At 49.9% G+C, this 13,215-nt stretch carries 18 protein-coding genes; 9 read left to right on the top strand and 9 right to left on the bottom strand.

Annotated features, from left to right (window positions below; translation table 11 throughout):
• The first annotated feature begins 106 nt into the window (after positions 1-106).
• The 6 genes from ACYP03_RS06715 (at position 107) to ACYP03_RS06690 (ending at position 2,865) form a co-directional block, all read left to right on the top strand.
• Entirely contained in the window at positions 107-517 is a 411-nt protein-coding gene (locus ACYP03_RS06715; protein ID WP_459778988.1) for a GFA family protein, read from the top strand.
• Positions 468-1,046, top strand: a complete 579-nt coding sequence (locus tag ACYP03_RS06710; RefSeq protein WP_459778987.1) for an SgcJ/EcaC family oxidoreductase — start codon at positions 468-470, stop codon at positions 1,044-1,046. The genes ACYP03_RS06715 and ACYP03_RS06710 overlap by 50 nt, the downstream gene beginning before the upstream one ends.
• Before the next feature lie 18 nt (positions 1,047-1,064).
• Positions 1,065-1,541: a GNAT family N-acetyltransferase gene (locus tag ACYP03_RS06705; RefSeq protein ID WP_330961239.1), complete on the top strand. Its 477-nt coding sequence runs from the start codon at positions 1,065-1,067 to the stop codon at positions 1,539-1,541.
• 53 nt (positions 1,542-1,594) lie between these two features.
• Positions 1,595-2,056, top strand: coding sequence for a GNAT family N-acetyltransferase (locus ACYP03_RS06700; protein ID WP_459778986.1), 462 nt, complete (start codon positions 1,595-1,597; stop codon positions 2,054-2,056).
• 76 nt (positions 2,057-2,132) lie between these two features.
• Positions 2,133-2,495 carry a MerR family transcriptional regulator gene (locus tag ACYP03_RS06695; RefSeq protein WP_459778985.1) on the top strand — a complete coding sequence of 121 codons (363 nt, stop codon included), beginning with the start codon at positions 2,133-2,135 and terminating at the stop codon, positions 2,493-2,495.
• 46 nt (positions 2,496-2,541) lie between these two features.
• A complete protein-coding gene (locus tag ACYP03_RS06690) occupies positions 2,542-2,865 on the top strand; it encodes a putative quinol monooxygenase (protein WP_330961247.1) in 324 nt (107 codons plus the stop codon).
• 133 nt (positions 2,866-2,998) lie between these two features.
• Here ACYP03_RS06690 and ACYP03_RS06685 read toward each other — a convergent pair whose 3' ends face one another.
• Both ACYP03_RS06685 and ACYP03_RS06680 read right to left on the bottom strand, forming a co-directional pair.
• Complete coding sequence (locus ACYP03_RS06685; RefSeq protein ID WP_459778984.1) at positions 2,999-3,427, bottom strand: N-acetyltransferase; 429 nt, start codon at positions 3,425-3,427, stop codon at positions 2,999-3,001.
• Positions 3,428-3,441: 14 nt separating this feature from the next.
• Positions 3,442-4,011 (bottom strand): AAA family ATPase, encoded by a 570-nt coding sequence (locus tag ACYP03_RS06680; protein ID WP_248143157.1) that lies wholly within the window; start codon positions 4,009-4,011, stop codon positions 3,442-3,444.
• A gap of 440 nt (positions 4,012-4,451) precedes the next feature.
• Between ACYP03_RS06680 and ACYP03_RS06675 the strand changes: the two genes are divergently transcribed.
• Together ACYP03_RS06675 and ACYP03_RS06670 are read left to right on the top strand one after the other, a co-directional pair.
• Entirely contained in the window at positions 4,452-6,401 is a 1,950-nt protein-coding gene (locus ACYP03_RS06675; RefSeq protein WP_459778983.1) for a thiamine pyrophosphate-binding protein, read from the top strand.
• 32 nt (positions 6,402-6,433) lie between these two features.
• A complete protein-coding gene (locus ACYP03_RS06670; protein ID WP_459778982.1) occupies positions 6,434-8,059 on the top strand; it encodes a flavin monoamine oxidase family protein in 1,626 nt (541 codons plus the stop codon).
• A gap of 89 nt (positions 8,060-8,148) precedes the next feature.
• Here the strand turns inward: ACYP03_RS06670 and ACYP03_RS06665 are convergent, their stop codons facing one another.
• From ACYP03_RS06665 to ACYP03_RS06640, 6 genes are all read right to left on the bottom strand, one after another.
• On the bottom strand, positions 8,149-8,649 hold the full coding sequence (locus tag ACYP03_RS06665) for a GNAT family N-acetyltransferase (RefSeq protein ID WP_248143153.1): 501 nt from the start codon (positions 8,647-8,649) through the stop codon (positions 8,149-8,151).
• Positions 8,650-8,776: 127 nt separating this feature from the next.
• Positions 8,777-9,190 (bottom strand): hypothetical protein, encoded by a 414-nt coding sequence (locus ACYP03_RS06660; protein ID WP_330961253.1) that lies wholly within the window; start codon positions 9,188-9,190, stop codon positions 8,777-8,779.
• 57 nt (positions 9,191-9,247) lie between these two features.
• Entirely contained in the window at positions 9,248-9,760 is a 513-nt protein-coding gene (gene def / locus ACYP03_RS06655) for a peptide deformylase (RefSeq protein WP_459778981.1), read from the bottom strand.
• Between the two features lie 73 nt (positions 9,761-9,833).
• The gene (locus tag ACYP03_RS06650; RefSeq protein WP_248143150.1) at positions 9,834-10,310 is read right to left on the bottom strand and encodes a GNAT family N-acetyltransferase; all 477 of its coding nucleotides are present in this window, start codon (positions 10,308-10,310) and stop codon (positions 9,834-9,836) included.
• Between the two features lie 16 nt (positions 10,311-10,326).
• The gene (locus ACYP03_RS06645) at positions 10,327-11,337 is read right to left on the bottom strand and encodes a S66 family peptidase (protein ID WP_459778980.1); all 1,011 of its coding nucleotides are present in this window, start codon (positions 11,335-11,337) and stop codon (positions 10,327-10,329) included.
• 42 nt (positions 11,338-11,379) lie between these two features.
• On the bottom strand, positions 11,380-11,664 hold the full coding sequence (locus ACYP03_RS06640) for a MazG nucleotide pyrophosphohydrolase domain-containing protein (protein WP_459778979.1): 285 nt from the start codon (positions 11,662-11,664) through the stop codon (positions 11,380-11,382).
• A 148-nt stretch (positions 11,665-11,812) separates the two neighbouring features.
• Between ACYP03_RS06640 and ACYP03_RS06635 the strand changes: the two genes are divergently transcribed.
• Positions 11,813-12,178, top strand: a complete 366-nt coding sequence (locus ACYP03_RS06635) for a VOC family protein (RefSeq protein ID WP_459778978.1) — start codon at positions 11,813-11,815, stop codon at positions 12,176-12,178.
• 121 nt (positions 12,179-12,299) lie between these two features.
• On the opposite strand, the gene lepB is transcribed toward ACYP03_RS06635, so the two are convergent.
• Entirely contained in the window at positions 12,300-13,127 is an 828-nt protein-coding gene (lepB, locus tag ACYP03_RS06630; RefSeq protein WP_248143147.1) for a signal peptidase I, read from the bottom strand.
• Positions 13,128-13,215: the final 88 nt, after the last annotated feature.

Below are 13,215 nucleotides of genomic sequence, written 5' to 3'. Positions count from 1 at the left end.
TATTCGCCTGAACCTGCAAAGTCCTCAGCTAGTGTGTGTAAAACAGCAACGCTTCTGACTGCATATTCCAATCCGGGCGCCAACCTCAGGATAAATGGGAAATATCATGATGAGTCAGCAATATCAGGGATCGTGTTTATGTGGCGGCGTTCAGTTTGCCGTCGAAGGTTTTCACAAGCAGGCAGCGAATTGCCATTGTTCGATGTGCCGTAAATTCCATGGTGCAGCATTCGGGACCCTCGTGGGCGTTCAGGGGCTGACTTGGCTGTCCGGGCAACACCTGCTGAATGAATTTACAGCGCCAAATGGCACAATCCGGACTTTTTGTATGGTATGTGGTTCGAGCATAGGATTTCGCGTCAAAGGCGCTCCCTTTGAAGCCATTGAGTTAGCCATTGCAACATTTGATGGCGATATTCCGGTTCAGATTGATGCTCAGATTTATACCCGTTACAAAGCAAACTGGTGTGCCCTACAACCAGATATTCCAAGTTTTAATGAAGGGCGGACAGGATAGCGAACGACCAAACATATGGGTTCACCTGGCGCGAAACAACGCCATCATGTTGAACGAACCTCCAAAAGTAACGGGACACAACGTAATGACCAATGTAAGTCAACCAGAAGATATGCCTGAGGCATTCCAAACCGCTTGGAATGTTCACGATATGCAGGCATTTGGCAGTCTGTTTACTGAAGATGCTACATTCGTGAATCGCTTTGGTCACTATGTTCGGGGGATCAATGAAATCCTCGCACTTCATACGCCTATTCACGAAACAATCTATCAGGACTCAATGTTGAGCAATCAGCTGATCGATATCGACCACATCAGTGACGATGTCGCCATCATTCATTTTTGGAGTCGTCTGTCCGCAGGCGAAGCGCACCCGGCAGGACCTCATGAACTGGATACCCTGATCCTCGCCGTTCTGAAAAAATGCCATGTTGGATGGTGCATTCGTGCTCTCGAGAATGTCACGCTCACAAACCCGCGAACAGGTGAAACCATATTACGTGATACGCCCAGTGAAAACCGCCATTGAACACCCAGGAAAAGATGGATGATACGACAAGCACAAGAAAAGGATTTTGAAGCCTTAGTCCGGCTTTTTATCATCGAAAACAAACATCATGCATCCCTGACACCGGACGTTGTCCGGGAAACGGATGATGTGTTCACCGTTCAGGAGCTGAAAGACATTTTGTCTGATGACAACCAGTCCTTACTCGTCGCTGAAATCGACGGGACAGTATCCGGCGTTTTACTCGGGCATGTGGTTCATGTTTCGTCCAAGCGTTGGGTGCAATCCAGATGTTATGCCTACGTCGAAGAAATCGTTGTTGCCCCCTCGGCAAGACGTAAAGGCCTGGCAAGGGCGCTTTTGGACACCTTTGAAAACTGGTCGCAAGATAAAGGCGCAACATGTGTCGAGCTTCATGTCTGGTCCGGCAATGCTGAAGCGATCAGCTTTTACACCAGAACAGGATTCCGAAATAAACAGCACTTACTCACCAAAGTACTCTGTGAGGATGCATGAGTATCCACAGCAATTCGCTCAAAGCAGAAACTGCAACTCATTCCTGAGGTAAAATGAATATTTCACTGTTAGCCGATGTCCCTGAAGCAGCCCCAACCATTGCTGGCTGGTACCTGAATGAATGGTTGCACCTGCATCCTTCTGCAACCAAAAGTACAATCACGGAAAAACTCCTGCAAGGGACGAACCGGACAAAAGTCCCGCTCGCTTTCGTGGCACATTTCAATGGAGAACTCGCCGGGGCCGGTGAACTGAAATTTCGCGAGCTGCCCGATTATCCGGCTTACCAGTATTGGCTGGATGGCATTTATGTTGTGCCTCAATACCGAGGAAAAGGCATTTCAACACAACTCATTGAGTTTGCCGTAGAAAAAGCAAAAGAACTCGGAATTCCTCACCTCTGTCTTCGTTGTGAATCTCACAATGTCAAACTGTACGAATTGAGAAATTTTAAGGTGATTGACCGGGAAGGCAGTAAGTTCATCATGGCGCGCGTACTGGATGGATCACAATAATTACAGCGCAAAAATGACCACTTGTGATTCATCCCGTCAGATGAGCAAAGAATAACAGGATCAACCAGGAGCCTTTGTGTTCATTTCAGAAGTCGCACAGAAAACGAACCTTTCAATTCACACCCTGAGATACTACGAGAAAGAAGGACTGCTCAGAAGTATTCACCGCAATCCTGCCGGACAACGGATCTATCAAGCATCAGATCTTGAATGGCTGGCGTGGATTCAACGCCTGAAATCAACCGGTATGCCGCTTGCAGATATTAAAGTCTTCGCGGCTCTTCGCCAGCAAGGGGATTGCTCTTTGAAAGATCGACAAGAATTACTGGCAAAACACGCGGTCTCACTCAAGCGGGAAATTGAACGACTAAATCAGGAATTGGCCATTGTCGAATATAAAGTTGACGCTTATGAGGAAAAACTGCTTGCCCTAGAGTGAACTCTAGCAGTTAGCCTTGTTTCGCCATTCACAATCAGGAGTTTTTATGGTGTTCAGTCAAGGTTATTACATTACCGCAGAGTTGAAAGTGAAAGATCGAGCCAATATTCAGACTGCTTTTGAATCACTGCAACGCTTATGCGCACAAACGCTCCAAGAACCGGGATGCTCCATTTTTCAGCTCCACCGCTGCCTGCAGGATGACTCACGTTTTCTGCTCTGGGAACGCTTTGACAGCGAGGCGGATTACCATGCTCATTTTCAGCAACCCCATACTCTGGCGTACCTGAAGCTGGATCTGACCGAAGTTGTTCAGTATTTCGCCAGCAACGTCCCGAATGTCAAGACGACCTGCGGAGCACCCCAGTAACGCAATTCGGATACAGTCTCTCTGGATCTCGCTAGATCTAGGGAATAGAGAATAGGGATTTCGCAGAAGCGGTTCGATCGCAGCAGTTCACCGCAACCTGGGTTGCTGCGTATCGAATCCTTGCCGTCGCACTTTATGATGCACAAAACGCCATCTGCCACTCAGCTTCACCGGTATGCTCATCGGTGCTTTCTGCAGTCACCTGAAACCCCTGAGATAAATAGAACTGATAGCTGGCCTGGTTGCGTTGATAAACATTCAGCGACAACATTTTGCGCTGCATTTTAGCGTGGTTCAGCAAAACCTTCCCGATGCCCTGCCCCTGTGCCTCCGGCGTGACAAAGATCGCGGCAAGCTGGTTCTCATACAAAGCATAAAAACCTTTCACTGCGCCATGGTCTTCATACACATGAACGTCTGAAACCGGTAAATACAGGCTGCGCATATTCTCAACCTGAGACTGCCAGAATTCGGACGCAATAAAATCGTGTGCTTTGAGTGATGCTGTCAGCCAGATTGACAAAACAGTGTCCATATCTGCTGCTGTAAACGTTCGGATCATGGTGTTGATTTTCCTCATTCATTCGATGTCGGTTCAGTGCCCAATGTTTTCATGTGCTTTTGCTGTTGGATCAGCTGATTTGCCTGTGCCGGACTGCGTAGCTGAACAAATTGAATATGTGCAAAATTGGGATCCGACATCATGCTCAGATAGCGCGCACGGTTTTTGCTGTAGGTTTTTATTGTCCACCAGACAATGGAATCCCGGCTCAGAAAGGTTTTCCGGAATGATTCCCGATTGCCCGTTCCCGGCCAAAGTTCCTGTTTGCTCAGGCAGCGGATCACCGCGCGTTGAACCGCCTGAAATAGCGTGCGGGTAAACGAATAATCTACCCAGATGACAGTATCCGCATGACGCCATTTGAGGGCTGCCGTTCGGTGATAATTCCCGTCCAGAATCCATTGCGTCTGGTCGAGCGCCTGTTCAATGGCCAACAAAAATGCTTCGTCCGTCGATTCTGCCCAGTTGGGTTTCCAGAACAAAGCATCCATTTCAATATGCGGATACCCCAGAACATGTGCCAGTTTCCGGCAAAAAGTCGATTTCCCGCTGCCACTGGTGCCGATGACATTGATTCGCTGCATTTCCCTCCCCCTCACTTGAAATCATTCATTTTATTTTCAGTTCATTTTCTGAATTCCGGTATTTTTTCTAATCTGAAAAATTCTTTGTTCTGAATTCACTGACTTCAGGGAATTAAAAGTTGGTTGATCAGCTGCCGAAAAAAAGTATTTAAAAATCCGACGATTATAAAAAGATATCTTTTCAATACAATTCATTTCCCCCTGACATTTATCAGCAAAACAGACAGTTACAAAAAATGTGACCTTGTTCTCTGATATCAATTCCCAAAATGTCTGACTCAAATGCACCAATCAAAGATGCATTATTTCAACTTGTACCCAGCCTGAATGAAATTTGTATGCACTATTCCTCTGACCTAAGTTCGATAAGCCGGAACGAAATTTAACATTTTATTTACCAATTGGGAGGTCGCTGTCCCCGATTTCAATAAGGAAAAATCATGTCTGACCTACCGCCACGCATCATGCGTGATTATTTATACGATGCATTAAACCAGCTCGGTATCCGTCAAATATTCGGTGTCCCCGGCACCAATGAAATTCCGATTATCGATGGCACGTCCTACCCGGAAAACAACGTGGAATATGTCGAATGTTTGCATGAGAACATTGCGATGGGGGCAGCCATGGGCGCGGCCCGCATGACCGGAGAACCCGGTGTGCTGGTGGTTCACATTACCCCCGGAATTGCCCACGGGATCGGCAACTTATTCAATGCCTACCGTTCTCATACTCCTTTGGTCATTCTCTGCTGTCAGCAGCAAAATGAACTGGTCACGCAAGAACCCTTACTGTCATCCAACATTGCTGAACTCGCGAAACAGTACTGCAAATGGTCGCATGAACTGCGTACACCCTATGAATTCCCCATGGTGTTACAACGGGCCTTCAAAGAAGCCAAAGCACCGGCTTGCGGCCCGGTCTTTATTTCCATCCCCTGGGAATTCATGATGGTCAGCCCCTTGCCCAACCAGCCACAAAAGCTGCCGGGTATCACCCGTATTCCCACCAATTTCACGGGCGATACAGACGAAATTCAGCGTTTGGCACAGCGTTTTTCTGAAGCCAAAAATCCCATCATCATCGCAGGTGATGGCGTGGGTTATGATGATGCCGCACAACAGCTGGGTATTCTGGCGCAAACGGTCGGGGCGCCCGTGGCCCTGCAAACTTTCAGCAGCCTTGCCAACTTTCCGAACGATGATATCCACTGGCAAGGCGAGTTACCGGGAAATCAGGCGATGCTGCAGGCCGTGTTTCAGCAGCATGATGTTGCGTTTCTGGTCGGCTGGAGCAATCAGGCTCAGGTCACAGTCTTCAACTATGCCGATGGGCCGCTGATACCGCCCTCAGTGGATATTCTCTACCTGTCGAATAACACCTGGGATATCGGGAAAAACTATTACGGCAGCCACGCCGTTCTGGGCGGCATCCGGGCCAGCCTGGAAAAACTCAATGACGTCATGGCTGGGCTCCCGGTGACGCCGGAGCAGCAACAGGCCAGAGATGCGCGCAACCAGCATTTACAGCTGCTCAGTCAGCAACGCCGTCAGGACTGGAATGCCTATTTGAAACAGGCGGAAGAGACCCCGGCCGCGTGTATTAATCCCGCGCTGATCCCGCACTATTTATCTCAGGCCATCACTGAGCAAGGGCTCGCCAACCAGTTTGTCTATGTTCATGAAGCCGTTTCCGACAGCCCCAGTTTTCAGTATCTGATGCCGCTGAACAAAGAGATGAGCCGGCCAATCAGTTATTACTGCGTCTCCGGCGGCTCGCTGGGTTGGTCGATGCCAGCCTCACTCGGCATCAAGATTCAGCCCACAGCGATCCAGGGTGTGACGCCAAAACTGGTGATCAATGCCGTCGGTGACGGGTCGTCGCTGTTTTACCCGCAGGTCTGGTGGAGTGCTGCCAAATATGATCTGGCGGTGCTTTACATCATCACCAACAACCGGGAATACCACACGCTGCAAAACGGACTGGAAGAAGTGATCGATTCCTACGACTGGGAACCGAAGAAAAAACCGGTTGAACCAGACCCGGCGGATCCGGCCAGCTATCACAATTACGAGGTGGATTATCTGTCGCTGCAACATCCGCAACTGAATTTTCAGCAGATTGCCGATGCGATGGGTGCTGGCGTCCAAGGGAAGATTGTTGAGCAAACCAGCGACCTGAACACCGCGCTGAGAGAAGCCATTCAGTTTGTTCTGAATGAAAACAAACCTTATGTGCTGGATATCCGGACGGAGCGGGATCCGGCGGCCGTACAGCAAAGTACTCACCTGAAATCCTCGGCAAAACGAATACGCCGCCCGTCGTTAAATTATTTCCACAAGGACGTGTTGGATGAAATTAATCCCAATCATTTCAGCACACTGGCATAAACCATTTTCATCAAACTGCAAGGAAGGGTCCTATGAGTCAACATTATGATGTTGCGATTATCGGCGCCGGGGTATCCGGTGTTTACAGCGCCTGGCAATTGAAAAAGAACTTTCCCGGAAAAAGCATTGCCGTCTTTGAAGGTAGCGACCGGATTGGTGGACGCCTGTTATCCGTGAAGGCACCGGGCGTGGACAATATGGTCGCTGAACTCGGGGGGATGCGCATTCTGGATGCTGCACGGCAGCCACTGATCCACGCATTACTAGATCAAATCAATCAGTTCAGTTCCCTGCCGGATCCGATTGAGTATTATCCGTTTCCGGTAGATACCCCGGTCAACTTTGCCTACCTGCGGGAAGTCAGGCTGCGTCTGAAAGACTATCAGGATAACCCGCACGCCTTGCCGTATAACTACAGCACAGATGCTTACGCACAAACGCCCGGCAGTGTCATGATCGCGGCGCTGGATAAAATCGTTCCCGGCATCACCGATCCGGATCTCACGGAAAGACAACGCCGGGAAATGGCGATGAAGGCCGAGTTTCAGGGCAAAATGCTGTATGAACAGGGATTCTGGAATGTGCTGCAACAGGTGATGAGCAGCGAAGATTACCTGTACTGCCAGGATGCAGGGGGTTACAACTCCACCATGTCCAACTGGAATGCCGCGGATGCGATTCCCTGGTTCCTGACAGATTTCGGGGATGATGTGAAATACTTCGGCTTCAAACAGGGATTTCAGCAAGTGCCTGTCGCACTGGCAGAAGAATTTCAGGCCATCGGCGGCGAACTGATGATGGGTCATAAGCTGACCACGTTCACGCAGGTCAATGGTGCTTTTGAGCTGCATTTCAATACGGAACTGGAAATCACGCCTCATGATGCGCTGCAGTGTACAGCGACGCACGTGGTGCTGGCGATGCCAAGACGCGCCATTGATTTGCTGGAGCCCAATTGTCCGCTGCTGCAACAACCGGTCGTCAAATCCCTGACCGGCAGCGTCACCCCCAGACCCCTGTTCAAGCTGTTTACCACTTACGCTTCTCCCTGGTGGGTCGAACAATCCGGCATTGAATCTGGCCGCAGTGTAACCAACATGCCCGTCCGTCAGACCTACTACTGGCCGACCGATGAGGGTCAGCCCGCGCTGTCAGGTCCTGCGATTCTGATGGCCAGTTATGACGACGGAGTCAACGTGGGCTTCTGGGACGGTTACCGCCAGAAACGCGGACTGGCCTGGAAACAACAGATGGAAGTTTTACCTTTACCCGAATACCGCGCCTTTACCGGCCTGATACAGCAGCAACGGGGAGCCGATGCCCAATGGCTGGCACACCAGGCACCTGAGTCTATGGTGAAGGAAGTCACGCGGCAGGTTAACCTGATCCACAATGTGTCTGTCGGGGAATCGGCTCAGACGCAGCCTCTGCAGGCAGCGTTCCGTGACTGGGGGGATGACCCGTACGGCGGCGGCTGGAACAGCTGGAATATCGGTGTACAAAGCGACGATGTCGCCAACCAGATTGTTCAGCCTCTGCCGCAGACGCATCTCTATATCTGTGGTGAAGCTTACTCACACAGTCAGGGATGGGTTGAAGGTGCCCTGCAGACCGCCCAGCTGATGCTGGCGAAGCTGGTGCCTCAGCTCAAGGCATAATCCGGTTTGGACAGCCTCTTTGAGAACAGGCTTTGCAGTGACCTGCAAGGCCTGTCTTTCAAAACAAGGCTATACCGAACGATGCCGGACTATGCCGGATGGCTTTCCTTCAGCACCGGCAGCAATCGCCTGAAAATCTCGGTCCCGCGTAAAGTATGATCACTGCCCACACGCTGCCAGCCCCAACGGCGATAATGCCGCCGCGCCCTTTCATTTTTACGCCCCACAGTGAGGAGTGCCGCCTGACATCCGTCGGCCTGCAGCCGGGTTTCAATATAACGCTGGGCAGCATCGGCAACCCCTGAACCACGGTAATCCGGAATGATATACATGAGATGGACATATCCTGTGGCCGGTTCATCGGAAAAACTTTTGAATTCAAGCTGTCCGATAATACGGTGATCGTCCCAGATGTGGATGTAATACCAGCGTGGATCAACCAACCGGGAACGCATGCGCGCCTCATATCCGGCAATGAACGCCGAAAACCCATGATCCGCATGAAATGTGCAGATATAAGCATCTCGCCGAAAAGCCATACAAAACGCAAAATGTGCATCAACATTGATGGGATGAAATTCAAGTGCCATTTGACCTCCGTGTCTCCATGACCTTGTCTGAGCAGTCCTGCTCATTCAACCGAAATGTGGTTCAGGATATCCGTTTATTGGGGGATAAACTGACAGCCCGAATTGAATTGGATCGAGCCCGAAAATCTTACTCTAAAAATACAGATAAGGAACGATGAGGATCAAAACTGTCTTTACTATTTTCAAGACAGGCAAAGGCTTCATGCCAGTCTTTTCGGTGAAAGGTAAAGTGCTGGTAGATCATGCAGTTGAAATAATGCATGGCATGCTTTTCTACATCTTCTTCCGATCGAATGGGCCATTTCTTTTCCGCGTAATTGCCACATTCCTTTGAAACAGGAGTCAATTCCGATAAACAGTTTGCTTCTGAAATCTGAAAACATTTCAGATAGACCGGTTGATCACAAATAACCCTGGGGCCATTTTTCAAGAGTTTTTGAGAGAAAATATCATACAGGACTTTCTCCTCCGCCGGTGGTTGCTTTTGGGATGCGCACCCGGCAAGCCAGAGTGCGGCAATGAATACCATTCCTTTTTTCATTGATAGTCCATTATGATTTCTTTTCAGGCACTCACTGCCGCATCAGATGAAATCTGGTCAGGCTGTTTTTGCCATGGCTTTCACGGCTTTTTTCACTTTTTTCATCGCCATTTGTCGTTTCAGCGGTGACAAATAATCGATGAACAGATTCCCGCTCAGGTGATCAATTTCATGCTGCATGACGACCGCCAGAAAATCATCCCGTTCCAGAGTGATCGGATTTCCCTGACGATCCAGTGCTTTCACGACAACGGAGCTGTAACGCTCAACATCGGCATAATAATCCGGCACAGACAGGCACCCTTCCTGACCCATGACCTTTTCTTCGCCGCTGACAACTTCCGGGTTAATCAGCACCAGCGGTTCGTCCCGTGTTTCTGAAATATCAATCACCACCAGGGCTTCAGAACGACCCACTTGCGTAGCCGCCAGACCAACGCCGTTGCTGGTGGCATACAAGGTTTCGAGCAGGTCATCAATCAGGGTTTGCACTGAATCTATGTCGGTGACCGGAACGGCTTTCTCTTTTAAGCGTGGATCCGGTGCTGTCAGTATGTCTAAAATCGCCATAACGAAATTACTTTTCTCTGAGTTGCGGAAAAGATGAAGTACAGCACAGATACTTCATCAAAGTCCATCTTCTTCAGTCCAAACTTTTCACCATGGGCACACAAGCCAATTCCAGTCCTTTTGGCGAACGATAGACTGCAATCTCATCGCCCGTAAAGCCCCTGGCACGGTAAAAGTCGGCCGCATTCAGCGTCGCGTCCAGTTTCAGTGCGGTCACGCCCGATTCTCTGGCGAGTGTTTCAATATGCGCCATCAGGGCCCTGGCAACGCCCTTGCCCATATAATCCGGCGCAACAAAAATGGCATCCACCTTCCCGATCCCATGTTCAGTGTTGAGCATGGCCGTCCCGATCACCCCCTGTTCAGACTCGGCCACGTAAAAAGCCCGTTCGATATCAGCGATAAAGCGTTCTGACATCCCGCCTTCCGTCCAGAGTTTTAACTGCGCTTCCGGATAATCCGCAACACACTTCGCCCAAATCGCCCGCTGACGAATCTCGTGTGCAGCCTTTGCATCCGCTTTGACTGCTTTTCGAATCACAAATGTCATCTTTCTCTCCTTGGAATCACTTTGCCAGCCATGGGTCTGTCAGACGAATGCTTTCACGATCAAAATCGATCTCTGCCGTCGCTCCCAACGGTGTGACCAGCATCGGGTGGGTATGGCAGCTATCGAAACCAGCCAGAATCGGTAATGACTGGCCGTTCAGCACTTCCAGTAAAACATCCAGCGGCGTTCTGCCTGTACCTCTGTCATTAAACAGCTCGTGTTTTCCTAAAATCACGGCAGACACCGTCTCAAACACGCCACAGAGTTTCAGGTGAGCCAATGAACGCTCAACGGTTTCGATCCCTTTGAGGGAATCTTCAATCAACAAAATATCGCCGGACTGAATCGCTGGCATGTACGGACTGCCCCAGATTCCGGTCATGGTATTCAGGTTACCGCCAATCACCCGGCCTTTAATCACGCCTTCACCCATAAACTGCCAGTGGTTGGGGGATAAGCGTTTGGCTTCAGACTGCGTTTCCCAGTCAATCATTTCATCCGTCCAGGCTGGCGGCATCTGATACTGGTACGAGGATTTTCCCGGGCGGCAGAGCAGCTCAAAAAATGAGTCATAGGTTTGCTCAACCAGTGGCGGCAACTCGCCAAACGAAGCCACCAGCGCAGGACCATAAAAAGTAATCAGCCCGGTTTGGGCGTATATTCCCATCAACAGCGCGGTGACATCGGAATAGCCAATGATAATTTTGGGATCGCGTTTCAGCGCCTCATAATCGAGATAAGGCAGCAGCGCGTTACTGTTATTGCCACCAATCGTCGATATCACACAGCGCACTTCCGGATCACGGATCAGGGCATTCAGTTCTGCCGCGCGGGCCTGAATCGAGCCGGAACGATAATGGTCGGAACCTCCGGTCAGGCTGCCTGCCACAAGCTGAAATCCTTTGCTCTCTAGAAAGTGTTTCGCCCTCTCAAATCGCTTTGGCGCGAAGACTGTCGCGGGCGAAGAAGGCGAAAAAAATCCAATTTTATCCCCGGGCTTCAGGGCGGGCGGTAAAATAATGTTCATGAGAACGAATACATCCTTGCTCTGTTGAATGGGTGCCGCAAACTAACTGCAATATTTCTGCTGATTGAGCTGGTCTTTCAGGTGATGGGTCTGCGTTAAATCGACCCCATGGACATTGGCCAGTGCACACAGATAATAAAGAACATCATACAATTCTTCGGCAATCGTCCCTTTTAAATGGTCAAGATCAGGCTGACCCTCTTTCCCTTTCCGGATTGCTTCTGATAATTCCCCGACCTCCTCGATCAGCTTGAGGAAATACCCGGGAGTGTTCTCCGGATGATGATCGACGGCCCGAATATGTGCCTGTAATTCACTGATTTTCATCACTTCCTTTTCATTATTGTATACCTGAACTGGCAATTTGTGACTGTAAACATCACTCAAAAGATATGCAATAGGATACTGACAGTTTCTGACAGTCCGCCGGTTTAAACTCAGGTCATTCCTAGCCAACACCGAAAAGAGGTCAATGATGCTGACACCCAATCTGCTGTTACTTTATGTGAAAAGCCCTGAAACCAGTGCTGTTTTCTACCAAAAACTGTTCAATTGCGAACCGGTTGCCGTCCTTCCCACCTATGCGGCGTTCGATTTTGAAAATGGCCTGAGTCTGGGGCTCTGGTCGGAAGAGGCGAAAAACTTTGTCTCCGGCGGAAGCGGCCATCGTTGCGAACTGTCGTTTATGGTGCCGGATGACGAAACCGTAAAATCGCTTTACGACCAATGGCAGCCATCCGTGACCATTGAACAGCCTCTGCATGAAGCGGTTTTCGGTCTGACCTTTGTCGCTCTGGACCCGGACGGCCACCGGATCCGGGTCTGTACGCCGGATGATTAAATCCAGCATCCGGATACAAAAATGGCCGCAACCGCGGCCATACTTTTGAATGTAATCTTTTTCAGCGTAATGTTTTTCGGCGCAATGTTTTTCGGCGTGATGCCTTCAGACGGAATTGAAATCACTCGAAGTGATATACCACTTTTCCGACAATGCGTTCAGACGGGATCACCCCGAAATTGCGACTGTCGTATGAGTTATCCCGGTTATCTCCCAGGAAAAAATAATGGTCTTCCGGAACCTGAATCGTCAGCTCATTCGGGCGGGCGCGCTGAAAATTGCGCAAGATTTGATATTCCTGCTCGCCCAGCGATTCCGTCACCAGCACTTGATCAGCCTGAACCGGCTGCCGGTGAGTTGCTAAAGGTTCACCATTTCTCAGCACTTCACCATCTGAAATCACAATCTTGTCACCCGGTATCCCGATCAGCCGCTTGATATAAAGCACATCCGTATCAGGAACGACAAAAACATACATGTCTCCGGGCACCAGTGTGCGTTCCGAAGCTCCTTCTGTAAACAACAAGCGACCATAAGACCATTTGGCACGGTAGCCCATTTTACTGACCAGAATTTTTTCACCCGGGTTCAGCATCGGTGACATCGACTGCCCCGGAATCTCGAACGGTTCGAGTACAAAAGTCCGCAGGAGAAAAATACTCCCGAATGCAGCAGCAAAAATCCCGGATATCCCCCACCAGCGGGCATACCAGACATCCGGGCCCGTCTTGCCCTGTCTGATAAGCCAACAAAGATGGGCAGCAAAAAGAACATTGATGAAGGCCAGATAATCCGTTTTTATATTGAAGTAAAAGAGAAACAAAGCGGCGACAACGACCGCCGAGAAAAATACAGCTGCATATTTCCATCGCCTGACATAGAGATAACCCAGCGGGCCGGTGAACAGGCCCAGTAAAATTGCCACCCAGTATTGAGGCTTACGTTCCATTTGATCATTCCTTTGTGATGCGGCGACTGAATGACAGGTGATTCCTCTCCCATACATCAACGCCACGCTTTCAATCAGCCCTTGGGCA

The sequence above is a fragment of the Photobacterium sp. R1 genome, assembly GCF_054600795.1.
This window is presented reverse-complemented; position numbering and strand designations above follow the sequence as displayed.

What these genes read in the sequence shown, in the direction of transcription:
- ACYP03_RS06650 (WP_248143150.1), bottom strand. Translation starts at nt 10,310, where the DNA reads ATGACATTTGTGATTCGAAAAGCAGTCAAAGCGGATGCAAAGGCTGCA.
- ACYP03_RS06700 (WP_459778986.1), top strand. Translation starts at nt 1,595, where the DNA reads ATGAATATTTCACTGTTAGCCGATGTCCCTGAAGCAGCCCCAACCATT.
- ACYP03_RS06670 (WP_459778982.1), top strand. Translation starts at nt 6,434, where the DNA reads ATGAGTCAACATTATGATGTTGCGATTATCGGCGCCGGGGTATCCGGT.
- ACYP03_RS06645 (WP_459778980.1), bottom strand. Translation starts at nt 11,337, where the DNA reads ATGAACATTATTTTACCGCCCGCCCTGAAGCCCGGGGATAAAATTGGA.
- ACYP03_RS06680 (WP_248143157.1), bottom strand. Translation starts at nt 4,011, where the DNA reads ATGCAGCGAATCAATGTCATCGGCACCAGTGGCAGCGGGAAATCGACT.
- ACYP03_RS06705 (WP_330961239.1), top strand. Translation starts at nt 1,065, where the DNA reads ATGATACGACAAGCACAAGAAAAGGATTTTGAAGCCTTAGTCCGGCTT.
- ACYP03_RS06640 (WP_459778979.1), bottom strand. Translation starts at nt 11,664, where the DNA reads ATGAAAATCAGTGAATTACAGGCACATATTCGGGCCGTCGATCATCAT.
- ACYP03_RS06690 (WP_330961247.1), top strand. Translation starts at nt 2,542, where the DNA reads ATGGTGTTCAGTCAAGGTTATTACATTACCGCAGAGTTGAAAGTGAAA.
- ACYP03_RS06685 (WP_459778984.1), bottom strand. Translation starts at nt 3,427, where the DNA reads ATGATCCGAACGTTTACAGCAGCAGATATGGACACTGTTTTGTCAATC.
- ACYP03_RS06665 (WP_248143153.1), bottom strand. Translation starts at nt 8,649, where the DNA reads ATGGCACTTGAATTTCATCCCATCAATGTTGATGCACATTTTGCGTTT.
- ACYP03_RS06715 (WP_459778988.1), top strand. Translation starts at nt 107, where the DNA reads ATGATGAGTCAGCAATATCAGGGATCGTGTTTATGTGGCGGCGTTCAG.
- ACYP03_RS06675 (WP_459778983.1), top strand. Translation starts at nt 4,452, where the DNA reads ATGTCTGACCTACCGCCACGCATCATGCGTGATTATTTATACGATGCA.
- ACYP03_RS06635 (WP_459778978.1), top strand. Translation starts at nt 11,813, where the DNA reads ATGCTGACACCCAATCTGCTGTTACTTTATGTGAAAAGCCCTGAAACC.
- ACYP03_RS06660 (WP_330961253.1), bottom strand. Translation starts at nt 9,190, where the DNA reads ATGAAAAAAGGAATGGTATTCATTGCCGCACTCTGGCTTGCCGGGTGC.
- def (WP_459778981.1), bottom strand. Translation starts at nt 9,760, where the DNA reads ATGGCGATTTTAGACATACTGACAGCACCGGATCCACGCTTAAAAGAG.
- lepB (WP_248143147.1), bottom strand. Translation starts at nt 13,127, where the DNA reads ATGGAACGTAAGCCTCAATACTGGGTGGCAATTTTACTGGGCCTGTTC.